The 11983-nt window shown below is 57.8% G+C and carries 15 protein-coding genes; 7 read left to right on the forward strand and 8 right to left on the reverse strand.

What is annotated here, in order from left to right; all coding sequences use genetic code 11:
- Positions 1 to 27: 27 nt before the first annotated feature.
- From DXY10_RS13560 to DXY10_RS13580, 5 genes are all read right to left on the reverse strand, one after another.
- Positions 28 to 744, reverse strand: coding sequence for a Tfp pilus assembly protein FimT/FimU (locus tag DXY10_RS13560; RefSeq protein WP_115019988.1), 717 nt, complete (start codon positions 742 to 744; stop codon positions 28 to 30).
- Positions 741 to 1349 (reverse strand): prepilin-type N-terminal cleavage/methylation domain-containing protein, encoded by a 609-nt coding sequence (locus DXY10_RS13565; protein ID WP_115019989.1) that lies wholly within the window; start codon positions 1347 to 1349, stop codon positions 741 to 743. The genes DXY10_RS13560 and DXY10_RS13565 overlap by 4 nt, the downstream gene beginning before the upstream one ends.
- Positions 1350 to 1447: 98 nt before the next feature.
- Positions 1448 to 3169: a hypothetical protein gene (locus tag DXY10_RS13570; protein ID WP_136989233.1), complete on the reverse strand. Its 1722-nt coding sequence runs from the start codon at positions 3167 to 3169 to the stop codon at positions 1448 to 1450.
- Positions 3170 to 3235: 66 nt separating this feature from the next.
- The gene (locus DXY10_RS13575) at positions 3236 to 3781 is read right to left on the reverse strand and encodes a type IV pilin protein (RefSeq protein ID WP_115019991.1); all 546 of its coding nucleotides are present in this window, start codon (positions 3779 to 3781) and stop codon (positions 3236 to 3238) included.
- Positions 3782 to 3867: 86 nt separating this feature from the next.
- The gene (locus DXY10_RS13580; protein WP_244282393.1) at positions 3868 to 4485 is read right to left on the reverse strand and encodes a type IV pilin protein; all 618 of its coding nucleotides are present in this window, start codon (positions 4483 to 4485) and stop codon (positions 3868 to 3870) included.
- A 98-nt stretch (positions 4486 to 4583) separates the two neighbouring features.
- Here DXY10_RS13580 and DXY10_RS13585 point away from each other — a divergent pair, with 98 nt between their 5' ends.
- Positions 4584 to 5855, forward strand: coding sequence for a HAMP domain-containing sensor histidine kinase (locus tag DXY10_RS13585; RefSeq protein WP_244282395.1), 1272 nt, complete (start codon positions 4584 to 4586; stop codon positions 5853 to 5855).
- Here the strand turns inward: DXY10_RS13585 and DXY10_RS13590 are convergent.
- Positions 5845 to 6606: a response regulator transcription factor gene (locus tag DXY10_RS13590; RefSeq protein ID WP_170955866.1), complete on the reverse strand. Its 762-nt coding sequence runs from the start codon at positions 6604 to 6606 to the stop codon at positions 5845 to 5847. The two genes, DXY10_RS13585 and DXY10_RS13590, sit on opposite strands and share 11 nt — an antisense overlap.
- A gap of 84 nt (positions 6607 to 6690) precedes the next feature.
- Between DXY10_RS13590 and DXY10_RS13595 the strand changes: the two genes are divergently transcribed.
- The 4 genes from DXY10_RS13595 to DXY10_RS13610 are packed head-to-tail and all read left to right on the forward strand — an operon-like array spanning position 6691 to position 8730.
- The gene (locus tag DXY10_RS13595) at positions 6691 to 7218 is read left to right on the forward strand and encodes a hypothetical protein (RefSeq protein WP_136989235.1); all 528 of its coding nucleotides are present in this window, start codon (positions 6691 to 6693) and stop codon (positions 7216 to 7218) included.
- Complete coding sequence (locus DXY10_RS13600; RefSeq protein ID WP_115019994.1) at positions 7215 to 7604, forward strand: hypothetical protein; 390 nt, start codon at positions 7215 to 7217, stop codon at positions 7602 to 7604. Before DXY10_RS13595 ends, DXY10_RS13600 begins: the two co-directional genes overlap by 4 nt.
- Positions 7601 to 8116 (forward strand): GspH/FimT family protein, encoded by a 516-nt coding sequence (locus DXY10_RS13605; RefSeq protein WP_115019995.1) that lies wholly within the window; start codon positions 7601 to 7603, stop codon positions 8114 to 8116. Before DXY10_RS13600 ends, DXY10_RS13605 begins: the two co-directional genes overlap by 4 nt.
- Positions 8113 to 8730: a type II secretion system protein J gene (locus tag DXY10_RS13610; RefSeq protein WP_115019996.1), complete on the forward strand. Its 618-nt coding sequence runs from the start codon at positions 8113 to 8115 to the stop codon at positions 8728 to 8730. The genes DXY10_RS13605 and DXY10_RS13610 overlap by 4 nt, the downstream gene beginning before the upstream one ends.
- Before the next feature lie 97 nt (positions 8731 to 8827).
- On the opposite strand, the gene DXY10_RS13615 is transcribed toward DXY10_RS13610, so the two are convergent.
- Positions 8828 to 9202: a hypothetical protein gene (locus tag DXY10_RS13615; RefSeq protein ID WP_115019997.1), complete on the reverse strand. Its 375-nt coding sequence runs from the start codon at positions 9200 to 9202 to the stop codon at positions 8828 to 8830.
- Positions 9199 to 10689: a HAMP domain-containing sensor histidine kinase gene (locus tag DXY10_RS13620; protein WP_115019998.1), complete on the reverse strand. Its 1491-nt coding sequence runs from the start codon at positions 10687 to 10689 to the stop codon at positions 9199 to 9201. The genes DXY10_RS13615 and DXY10_RS13620 overlap by 4 nt, the downstream gene beginning before the upstream one ends.
- A 125-nt stretch (positions 10690 to 10814) precedes the next feature.
- Between DXY10_RS13620 and DXY10_RS13625 the strand changes: the two genes are divergently transcribed.
- Both DXY10_RS13625 and DXY10_RS13630 read left to right on the forward strand, forming a co-directional pair.
- On the forward strand, positions 10815 to 11630 hold the full coding sequence (locus DXY10_RS13625) for an ABC transporter permease (RefSeq protein WP_244282397.1): 816 nt from the start codon (positions 10815 to 10817) through the stop codon (positions 11628 to 11630).
- A 91-nt stretch (positions 11631 to 11721) separates the two neighbouring features.
- The gene (locus tag DXY10_RS13630; protein ID WP_115020000.1) at positions 11722 to 11982 is read left to right on the forward strand and encodes a hypothetical protein; all 261 of its coding nucleotides are present in this window, start codon (positions 11722 to 11724) and stop codon (positions 11980 to 11982) included.
- The last annotated feature ends 1 nt before the right edge of the window (position 11983 follow it).

Genomic DNA, 11983 nt, shown 5'->3' on the forward strand with positions numbered 1-11983 from the left:
CATGACGGATGAAAATTCTCTGAGACTTCAGGAGTCAAGCGTGCATGAGCAGTGAGTGGAGTCCCAAAAGTTTGGTTCGCTATCTGGATCATGGGGGCATGCTCTGTTGCTGTTCATACCGGTTTGATTCCAGTTGCCACTGCTGAGCTCTCCATTGCCTGTGAGTAATACACAGCGAACACGTAAACCATCAGCATGATTCGCTCGTGATGACCGGATTAGTAGTGTGAGGTCCTCTCCACTGGTGCTTGTTCCAGGAGGGGAGAGGATATAGCCGGAGGTGAGTGTGGCAACCTCAATGGCATTCGATTCTGTACTGTTCTCGAGGCTAATGAGCCTGTAGTCGTCTGTAAAAACGTCGTGTGGTAAGCATTTGAGGCGTTGACCAGAACATGCTTCTAAGGGGTTGTCAGTGAATGTCAGTTTTGTCTTCGTTGTCGGGTCGAAGAATTCCAGGAGCTGCAGTGGCTCTCCAAATTGATTGGTGCCAAGGCCTTGATGGGTGGTTGAGTCTGCTGCGAAATTGATGCAACAGTTGGAGCGGTCGACTCCGAGGTCTGCTCTGAGGTTGAATAGACCGCTTTCCACCATCTGTGTGTAACGGTCTACTTCGCCTTGCCAAGCCAGTTTGCGATAGCTGGGTAGAGCCCATCCCAGCATCATGGTGGCAATTGCTGCAGCAATGACCAGTTCTAGTAGGGTAAAACCCTTGTTGCGTGTTGTGGAAGCGGAGGGGATTTTCATAGTTGGAAACAGTGAGGTGCGTAGTTGGGATTGAGTTCCAATACGCGTTGCTCTTGTCTGAGTTTTGCTTCAGGGGTGTTGAATCGATAAATAATCAGGGCTGTCATCGCGCTTGTTGCATTCGGGCCTGCAATGATCTCTCTGCTTAAGTTGATCTTGGCGCCAAATGTTTTTGGTGCTGAAACAGAATATTGGCCATTCGCCTCTTCGAATTTTCTACGTAGATAGGTTACTGGCCCCACATTTGTTGTGCTATCACCCGTTGTGAGTTGGCCGTTGCAGGCTGCATTCTCCTCATTCGCTTCTTTGATTGATTCCCATGTCAGCTGGGAATCCTTCTGTTGGATGCGTTCCATATTGTCGAGAATTTCGGCTTCGATATTGCTGCGAATGGCCTTGTTCTGGCTACCTGTCATCGCCGAGACGGAAAAGCGTGCCACCGCTGTCATGGTCATGACCGTGATCAGGCCTGCGAGCAGTACTTCGATGAGAGTGAATCCACGGTTGCTTTGAAGAGCAACGTCTTTGCTTGCGAAGCGCAGCCAGCCAGGTCTAGTCCTCGTGAGTGGCAGCTGTCGCTGCGCAAGAGGAAAAGATCTGGCCATAACTTCATTCTCTTTGCATGCGGTTGGGTTGAGCTTGTAGTCACTGGGTAGCTGGGTGAAAGTCTTCTGAGTCTTGTCTTGCTTATGACTCAGTCGGCTTAGTTTCCGAAGCGTTGGAAGGTATCGAGACCGTCACCGCGGAGTCCTCGTAAGGTCGATTTGCCAAACCCTCTGAATCCGTAGTCTGCCCACTGCCATGCTTTGGCCGCGTCATAGACGTACGATGCTGACTTGATTGCTTGGATCGTTGAACTTGAAGATGTGAGCATGTTGGTGTCACTACTTGTGTAGAGATCTAAGGAATGGCCATTGGTGCAGATGCTGCGAGACCAAATAATTCCCTTCAGTGTTGTGTTGCCGCTCAGTTGAACACTTCCATGAGCCATCGCCAGCCAGGCCGCTGGTAATGTGCTTCCCTTGAAACTGACTGTATTGGTGGTGTCTGAGCAGGCTGTAGATGAATACCAATCGGAGTTCATTTCGCTACTGGCAATGACTAGCTCTTCAGGGTTTTCACTGCAGGTTGGTGTTCCACTATCGCTGATATCGGCACTAACACACAGCTGACTCTCTCCAGTGAGGACAATGCTTCCGCCTTTCCCTATCGCTTCTGGGTTGCTAGTAGGAAGAGTTAGGTGAAGAACAATTTTTCGGATTCCGTTGTTCGCTCCAGTTGCTTCAATAAATACTTTGGTTTGGTTGAGATGCATGTGCTCAACATAGAGATGGCAGACATTTGAATTTGGCTGGCTTGTGCAGATCTCATCGTGGTTAATCTTGATGATATTATTTGCGCTTCCGTCATCCAAGAGAGGCGGTGTTCGGTATGTGGAGCCATTGTCTTCTCGTGTGCAGGCGATTGCTGTGCAGTCACCGCGGAACGCTGATGCATCGGGGCTTCGATCATCAAAGCTCCAAACTCTGCGTACGTTGCTGTTGTCTGGATCCATGTCTTCTGTTTTGTCTCCTTGAAACAACACGGCTGTCGGAAGACCGCGATTCATTGGCCAAAACAAAGGATCTGAGCCTGTTGCCGTTGTGTCTTGCCTCGTGACGGTGCTTAGCATGTTGCTGCAGGTGGATGGCGGCGTTGATCTCAGCCATGCAACCAGCCCATCGCCGTGGATCGTGGTATTGCCCAGATCAAATTGCTCTGCGGCCAGAACAGCCCAGTACTTTGGTGCATCTACTGATGCGTAGATATCGAGATAACGCGTCATTAAGGATCGTGCTACCTGGTCTTTATCGCCATTCGTGCTGGTTCGCTTGATGATTCCTTCAACTTCAAAGACCCCTTTGCCTTGACCACTTGTTTGATCGAAGCTGATCAGTTTGTAGGAGCGGAGCCTAAAGGATGGTTCAATTCCACGGCCGCCATCTGTTCTTAGCAGGCTAGTTGCTTTCCCCTGGCTATCCACCGTGTTCAGCGTGACTGGCGTGGCTGTCTGACTGATTGGATTTCCCGATGTACGGCCAGTAGGCCACAACAGGTTTGTGCCTGATGGGTGGTCGGGAAACGTGTTTGTGTCTGTGCAATATTCATCAATGCTGGGGTTAACGATTTCCCACTGGTAGTCTTCCACGAGCGCGCCGGTGTCTGGATCAGGGATGCTCGAGTTGTTGAGGAGATATAAATAACCCAATTCATTGCCTGGGCTGTTGAGTGTTCCAAGGATACGATTAAAGCCATTGACGGCTGCATTTTCAGCCATTTGCTGGTAGCTATCAAATGTGCCGATTTTTCGGGCCATCAGTTGTCTGATTACTAAGCCTGTGGCCCCAGCAATCAGAATGAGGCCCACCATCAGGGCGATCACCATCACAATGCCCTGATCCTCTTGGGAGGCTTTTCGTCTCAGATGGCGATAAGGGTGTGTGCGCATGGTTCAAGTGCAGCTGTTCGTTTGCATGCAGGCGCGGCATACCAGATCAGTTGTGCTCACTGAGGGATCCTGTGTCGCGTTGCTTCGTGTGATCGGGCCTTCTTTGAGATCAGTAGCGCCGTTCTGAAGGTCTATGCAGGCCATCACGTTGTATCCCTCCGAATTGGCTTTTGTGTTGGCCGGAATCGCATGAAAGGTATAGAGGTCTGTTCCATTCCTGAAGGCGATGACGTTGTAGTTCTCCCCAGGTAGTTGGATGAGGGATGGGCTTAAAAAGCTTGTTACTGATGCAGGCCCTGTTGAGGTCATGATCAGGCTGTAATCACTCAAGCTGCTCCAGCTGGATGGAATGGTCTTATATTCGTCGACATAGCTTGCCAACTTTTGCTGGAATTGTGTTAGCGTCGCGGCCGCTTCGCTTCGTTTGGTTCTGCTGATTTGGCCAATAAAGTTTGGCACTGCTACCGCGCTAAGTATGCCTATGATGGAAACTGTGGCAAGTAGTTCGACTAGGGTTAGCCCTCGATCTTGATGGGGGATGCCTTTCATTTTCTCTTTTTCCTCGTATCAATTTTGTTAAAAGTCCTCTTGGCTTTGTGCTGAGAGGACTTCCTATTTGTTTGGGGTGGTTGTATTTACGAGCAGCTAGTTTTGAGGAAATCAGGTGTGGCTTGATTGACAAAACCCCTTGAGAGTTTGATTGCTCCCGTTTCTAGATTTACGCAGCCTGCGATAACTTCTGCTGTTGTGTTGGTTAATTCTGTTGCTTTTGCTAGAGCATTGTCTGGTTCTGCATTTACCCCCGGTGTGCCTGCTGTTGTGGGTTTGGTTCTGCCTCCTGCTCCCCAGGCTTGCGCTTCTCCGTAGATTTGGGTTGTTCCTTCCGGGTCTAATGTGTAATCGAACTTACCTGTGTCTTTCGCTACGTTCGCTGCTTTGGTTGCAGTTGCTAATGCGCCAGTTTGATTGGCATCCAGCTGATAGTCGGCGTGCGCCTCTTTGAGCAATGCTGTGAGCTTGCTTGTCGCTTCCGTTGCTTTTGCCTTGTTCTGTTGGCCGAGAAAGTTTGGGAGGGCGACAGCTGACAGAACACCAACAATCACAATCACAATCATTAGCTCCACCAGAGTGAAGCCTTTTTCGAGAGCGTTGCGGTTCTTTTTGCGGTTGAGCATGGCCAGCTGCAGCCGGCTGTTGAGAGTGGTCATGGCTAGACGTTTGGTGAATGGTTGAACGGCACGTTTCGTGCTCACAGATTCACCATCTCTTGTTTGCTTGGCCGGTAGAGGAAGAAACGGCTAAAGCTCTCTAAGAACCCTCTTAGGTTTGTTCTCAGGCTTTGAAACACCAGTTGCTGCCATCACTGCGGGCTTGGTTGCAGAACACCGCCCTGCTCACGGTGATTGCTGGTTACACCGTGCTTTTGGTTGTGAATGGCGCTTTGGCGGATTGGCAGCGCCGCCAGAACCACCAACGCTTGCTGGCTGCTCTTTTGCAGCAGTCGACCCTTGAGCAGCTGGATTCCGTGCCGCTTCGCACTGTGGGCTTGGAGGCGACACTTCGCGCCAAGGGGCCGGAGCTGTCTCCTCGCCTCACAACAGGCCCCGCAGGTGAACAGTGGCTGGAGAGTCGCAAGCGCCTGCGTTTGCCCAGTGGTGACATCCGTTGGCTGGCGCTGCGCCAGAACGTCTCCGGTTCCCTGGAGCAGGAGCGCTTCAGCCAACTGCTCCTGATTGCTGCTGCTGGCGTTTCCATCCTGTTCACCTCAGTGTTGCTCCGCCCTGTGCTGCGGCGGGGCTTGGTGGTGCCCCTGAATGAGCTCGATCAACAGCTGCAACTGCTTGAGGCCGACAACCTCGGTGAGCATCTACTCGATCCAGCCCGTCAGCCACAGGAACTGGAAGGCATTGCCATTGCCATCAACAACCTCCAGCAGCGCTTGGCAGCTGCCTGGCAGCGGGAGCGTCAGTTTGCGGATGGCGTGGCCCATGAATTGCGCACACCGATCACGTTGATTTCCGGCCGCTCGCAGCGCTTACTGCGCAAGCCCCATGCGCCAGAGCAGCATCAACCGCTGCAGCAGATTGCCGAGGAGGCCTCACGCATGGCGGCGCTGATCAGATCACTGTTGGAGCTCGCCCGTCGTGATTCGGGTCGTTTGCAGCTTGATCTGCAGCCTTGTGATCCCGAGCAGATGCTGTTGGAAGCGTTTGAACGCCTCTCTGCGTTGGCGGCCGGTCGCTTGCAATTGGCGCCAGCCAAGGATTCGGGGCTCCCTGCGCTTGCGGCGGATCCGCAACGCTTGCAGGAATGTCTACTTGCCTTGGTCGATAACGCCCTGGCCTACAGCGAGGCCAGCGTGCACCTGAGGGCCAGCCTTGAGTGCAGCGAGCAACAGCAATGGGTGGTGTTGCATGTGCTCGATCGGGGCCCCGGTATTGCCGTGAGTGAACGCAGCCAGGTGCTTGCTCGGTTCGCGCGGGGTAGCAGTTCAGTCGGAACTCGCGGCAGTGGCATCGGCCTGGCGGTGGTTCAGGAGCTGATTACCGCCATGGGGGCTGAGCTGGTGATCGCCGACCGTGCCGGGGGTGGTGCAGACGTGCAGCTGGTCTTCAGGGTTTGACCTCACCCAGCCGGGCCATGAAGCCCACCCCGCGCACGGTGTGCAGGAGCTGCGGGAGCCCCGATTGCTCCAACTTGCGGCGCAGATAGCCCATGTACACATCCAGGGTGTTGGGGTCGCCGACGAAAGGATCTCCCCACACCCTGCCCAGGATTTGCTCACGGCTCAGCACCGATCCTGCTTCCTCCACCAAACACACGAGCAGATCGAATTCCCGCTGCGAGAGATTGATGGCGCTCTCGCCTCGCTTCACCTGGCGGCTGATCAGATCAATCGAGAGATCGCCCAGTTCTAATGAGCTTTTGGCCTCTCGATCGGCGGCATAACCACCGCGGCGTAATTGGGCCCGCACCCGTGCGTGCAGTTCCTCCAGTTCAAAGGGCTTGGTGAGGTAGTCGTCGGCGCCGGCATCGAGGGCCGAAACACGGTCCTCGAGGGCATCGTGGGCGGTGAGCATCAGCACCGGAGTGGTGTCACCGCTGCTGCGCAGGCGCCGGCAGATTTCCACCCCATCAAAATCCGCCAGGGTCCAATCCAGAACCACCAGGGCAAAGTCGCCTTTTCGCAGCTGCATCAGTGCGTCCTGGCCGCTGGGCACGGCAATGCAGTGGTGGCCTTCCCCTTCCAGTTCCTCCTGCAGAAAGTGCAGCAGTTCAGGGTCGTCATCCACCAGCAGCAACTGTGCTGTTGAAACGCTCACCCCCGTCACCACCACTACCCGCAGCGTATCCACGCTGTTTCGCCATGCCATGGCATCTGATCACATCAGCACGGGGGGCAAGTCAAAGCAGGGGGAATGCTTTCGCCACTTGGTTTTTGGCCCATGCTGAACTGCTTGCACGTCTCTGCTTCTCGCTGGCATCTCAGCCATCACCACCGGCGCAAGACAGGCTTCGTGCTTCCCCTGGCGCTTGGTACCTCGGTGGTGCTCTTGCTCGGAAGTGCCTCGATGCACAGCCTGGCGCTGCATGGCCGTCTGCGTGCCCGCATCGACGTCCAGCAACATCAGCGCCGTGATCAGCTCCGCTCTGCCGCGATGGCGTTTGCGGCGCAGGCTGCTGCCCCAGGCCAGGACTGTCTCCTGGCTTGGGGAGCCAGTCACTGGGATGGCTTGAACCGTATCTGCCCAAAGGCAGACCTCAAGGCGTTGCGAGCAGGGCAGGTGGGCGAGACCCGATGGCGACTGCTGGATTGGCAGCCCAACGGTGAGCAGGCGCAGCTGCAAGTGGTGTTGGTCTCCAGCGGTAGTGCCGCTCAGTTGCTTCTGCGGCGCAGGGATACGGGCTTCCAGCTGCGCCAAGGTTTGCAGATCTTGCCCGCAGTCGATGTCGCGAAGACGAGCCCCGATGAGGTGGCCCTATGACCCTCGCCGAAGTGCTCGTGGCTGGCGTCATCGTCAGCTCCAGCTGCTGCGCCTCGTTGCAGGTGTGGAGTCAAACGGTCCAGACCACCCAGGCCGCCCGTGACCTGGTGCAGACCGGGGAGCTGTTGGAGTTGCAGTGGATGCTCAGTCGTCGCTGGCTGGCGGCTGTTGAGGTGCGGTGTCCGGTGGATTCCTTCGCCCTTGAGGTGGATCTGGATGAGGCCCTGCCGCTGGAGGCGGGCATCAGCCGCCGCTTGGTGATGGATCACAGCCTCGAGGGGGTGTGGTTAACGCTGGAGCACAACGCCACTGGTTTGCTACGCCGCCAGTTGTTCACGGCGGCTGGTAGCGGCTGGTGCCGTTCCAGCCGCGAGACCGAGTCATGACCCATCGCTCCTGTGCTGGCGGTTTCTCATTGCTGGAATGCCTGCTGGCTATCTCGCTGCTGGCGATCCTCAGCAGCGTGGTTGTCGTCCACACCGGTGGCGACCGTGCTCGCCAGCAGTTGACTGCGGCGGCTCAAGGCTTGCAGATGGCGATCGACCGCGGTCGCCTCTCGGCTCTGCGTCGCCAACAGGCCTGTGCTCTTCGTCTCACTGATGTCGGTTTGCAGCCCGATGGTGCAGGGGCGCTGCCGTCCTGCCCAAGCAGTGGGGTGGTTCTTGTGGACCCACTCACCACCTCTGGAGTGAGCCTGCACACCAATGTTTCCGGCCTGCTTCGCTTCAGTGCCAATGGTTTGCTACTGGATGGCGGTTTGGTGGTGTTCAGCCATCCGGCGTCGCAGCATCGGCCTTGTGTGGTCGTGAGCCTGCCCCTGGGCGTCACCCGCCAGGGTGTCTATGGCATTGATCCTGCGGCGCAGTTGAGCAGCAGCCACTGCCTGCCACGCTCATGACCAGCCTGCAGCCATGCCCGCGGAATCGGTCTGCTGCGGGATTCACCCTGGTGGAACTGTTGCTGGCCGCCTCTCTCGGCACGGTGTTGTGTGGTGTGTTCGTTCAACTGCTGCTGGGAGATCTTCGCCTCACGGGTGCGATGGCTCAGCGCTTGCGAGCCCGGCGCATCCAGCAACGCACCATCGCCTTGATGCGGGCTGAGCGGGAGCTGGGGCATGCGCTGGTGACCGACCCACCACTGTCATCAACCTGGCCCTGCAATCTGGCCGGCCGGCGGCCGGTGTTGGCGCTGGCGCTCTCTGCCCATGACCGGGAGGCGCGACAGCAGGCGATCGTATACACCGTTGGCAAGCCTCCCTCCCCGATCTGGCGCGGTGCGGTGCTGATGCGCTGCGGTCCGGCCTATGGCCTAGATGGCCAGATCGATCTGAACGGCCGGTTTCAGAATCGGGTGCTGCTGGATGGCCTACCCGTTGGAGAAGGCAAGGGGCTGCTGGCGCTGCCCCATCCTCAGCTGCCCGTGGTGGCCATCACCCTGGAGCAAGAGCTGCCCGCGTCGGGGCGCGCTGATGGATCGAATGCCATGCGTCTGACCAGTCGCGCTGCTCTCTAAATGGCTGCCGCAATCGGTTGCCGGACGCGATTGCCGGACGGGATTGCCGGTCGGTATTGCGCAAAGTGGTGCGCGTAGCCGTGGTGTCTTGATCGTGTTAGTCGGCCTTCTCCACGACTTCGCTCTGAAAGGGCGTGGTGGCGTTGGGCTCCAGCAAGTAGTAGGCCTCCACGCTCAGGGCCGCCAGGGCTAGGAAGAGGTGATCAATCCAGCCGAATTCGACGCCCATCCCTTGGGCGGCGATCTGCACATTCACCACCACCATCACGCACAGGAAGATCGCTAAGACCACGGCCGGTTCTGAGCGGATGGAGCGTCGATCACTCCATAGCGAGATCAGCAAGGGCAGCAGTAACCCGACCGACACCGCATGCAGGACGCGCATCGACAGTTCGTTGTGCAGGTGCGGTGTGATGGCGGCCCAGAGGTTCACCGGGATCAGCAGGGAGGTGAGCAGCAGATAAAGGATCATTCCGTGCCGCTCCTCGCGGTGACTGCCTCACCATCGTTGCTGAGGGGCAATTGCACAGTGAAGGTGCTGCCCTGTTCCAGCTGGCTGCGCACGCTCACAGCACCCCCCATTGCCTCCACTAGCAGCTGCACAATCGAGAGCCCCAGGCCACTGCCGCTGCTGACGCTGGCATTGGCTGCGCGGTGGAAGCGGTCAAACACTTTGGCCAGATCGTCTGCGGGAATGCCGATTCCTTGATCCTCCACTTCCACCACGGCCATGGCATCCGCCTGGCGCAGACGCACGGTCACGGGTGTGCCGGAGGGGGAATATTTGTGGGCGTTTTCGATTAGATCCAGGAGCACCTGACGCAGGCGATCGGGATCGGCCATGGCCACCAGTGCCTGTTGATCCTGGGCTGGCTGGGGAAGCTCCAGCAGCACATCCCGCTCCAGGCTGCTGCGGGCCAGATCCACGGCTTCGTTCAGGGCAATCCCCATCGCGACGGGTTCACTGTTCACGCGCAGCTGCCCGCTGTCGCTGCGGGAGAGGTCGAGTAGGTCATCCAGGAGATGGCGCATGCGCACGCTCTCCTCTTCGGCGGTGCAGAGGCCCTTGCGCTGGCCTTCGCTGAGGTTGTTGCCACGTTTGATTGTGCGATGGAGATAGCCCTGCACGATCGTGAGTGGTGTGCGCAGTTCGTGGCTGACTGCACTCACAAATCGGCGCTGGTCTGCCCAAGACTTGGCGAGACGGGCCCTGAGATCGTTGTAGGTGTTGGCCAGCTGTGTCACTTCCAGCGGCGCCCCTTCAATGGACAGCGCTGAAGTGTTGAGGGTGTCTGCGGTGAGTTGGGCTGAGGCATCGGTGAGCTGGCGCAGGGGGCGGATAATCCGCCGCACCAGTCCGTTCACGATCCAGAGCGACAGCAGCAAGCAACTCCCCCAGATCACGATCATCCAATTCAGAAAGGCGCTCTGGGCGCGATTGATGTTGGTGACCTCTGCGCTGCTCCACACCCGCTGGCCTGAGGGGTACACACGATTGAGGACGGCGATGTAATCCAACCCATTCAGGCTCAGGGATTGGGTGATGCCCGGTTTATTCAGCGAGTGTTTCATGGCCTCTGCCACGGCCTTCTTCCCAGGTAGGCGGGCATCGGCTGGCAGCAGCAGTTCGCCGCCGGGCTCTTCGATCCAGAGCGTGTGACGCATGGTGGAATGCCAGCGCAGCTCTTCACGGATGGCTTGCTTGCGTCGCTGTCTGGCCGTTGCACTTTCTGTTGCTGGCTTCTCCAGCAGTCGATCAGCCAGCAGGTGTGTCTGGAGTGAACGGGCATTGGCGCGCAGCTCAGTGTCCCGGGAGATGGCCTGGTTGCGCTGGGTCAGCCAGAGCCCTCCGATGCTGGCTCCGCTGAACCCGAGGAACACCGCCAGGTAGGTCGCGAGTTGGAGCTGGCCGGTCAAGCTGCCGAGCAGGTGGTCGCGCCAGTGAGGAGTGGTGGCCATTTCTCCATCTTCCTCATCCTGGCGGGGATCTGCAGCAAGAATGCTGGTAGGGCGATTGGATCGAGTCGGCGTTGAGCTTTGGTTTTTCCCCCCTGGGCCTTTCGCGCCCCAGCCTTTCGGCCCGGATGGCCCGTTGGGGTTTGGTGATCGTGGCTATCTACGCCTTGGTTGCTCTGGTGACTCCCTTGCTGCTGTGGGCCGGCTGGCTCCCAGATCCCAATGCTGGGCTCGATAACCCGATCTATGCCTCTCCGTCCTTGCAGCATTGGTGCGGCACCGATCGCCTTGGTCGCGATGTGTGTGTCCGCACCCTCCAAGGCAGTGGTGTGGCCTTGCAGGTGGTGCTCTTGGCGGTGGCTCTCGCCTTAGTGATCGGCGTGCCGTTGGGCATGGTGAGCGGCTATCTCGGCGGCGCAGTGGATCGGTGCTTGGTGCTGTTGATGGACACCCTCTACACCCTTCCGGTTCTGCTTCTCTCTGTGGTGCTGGCCTTCTTGCTTGGTCGAGGCATCCCCAATGCTGCCGCTGCTTTGTGTGTGGTTTACGTGCCCCAGTACTTCCGAGTGGTCCGTAACCAGACCGCTCAAGTCAAAGCGGAGTTGTTCGTGGAGGCGGCCCGTTCGCTCGGGGCCGGGCCGGTGTGGATCCTGCGCAAGTATCTGCTGCGCAATGTGATCACCTCGGTGCCAGTGCTCGTCACGCTCAATTCTGCTGATGCGGTCCTCGTGCTGGGGGGGCTTGGCTTCCTTGGGCTCGGGTTGCCAGAAACCGTGCCGGAATGGGGCGGCGACCTCAACTTGGCCCTGGCGGCGGTGCCCACCGGCATCTGGTGGACTGCCCTCTATCCAGGACTGGCGATGTTTGTGCTGGTGCTCGGCCTCTCCTTTCTTGGTGAAGGGTTGGAGGCTTGGGTGAGTAGTGGTGATGCTCCTAGTGGCTGAGATGTTGCGTTTGCCTGACAGGCACTGTCAGGCCTGAATCCCGCATTCGTTCGACCTGCGCCACACTGGAAGCACTCTGCATTCCGCTCCCATGCCCTTGTGGGCCACTCTGGTGCTGTTGGTGATGGGCACGTACTTGTGGCTGTCGGGGCGTTCCAACCCGGACGATGTGATCGGCCTACTCGAGCAGATGCTGGCCATTGCCTTGGCACTTGTGGTGCTGTTTGTCGGTCAGAACATGCTTCTGGAGACCTTGGTCTTGGTAGTGGCCCTGCGTCTGCCTGCTGCGCGACGCAACCAGCCGGTCACGCAGCGATCCAAGGCACGCAAAGACGTGCTCATTCCTTTTTGAT

The sequence above is a fragment of the Synechococcus sp. UW140 genome, assembly GCF_900474295.1.
GTDB lineage: Bacteria > Cyanobacteriota > Cyanobacteriia > PCC-6307 > Cyanobiaceae > Synechococcus_C.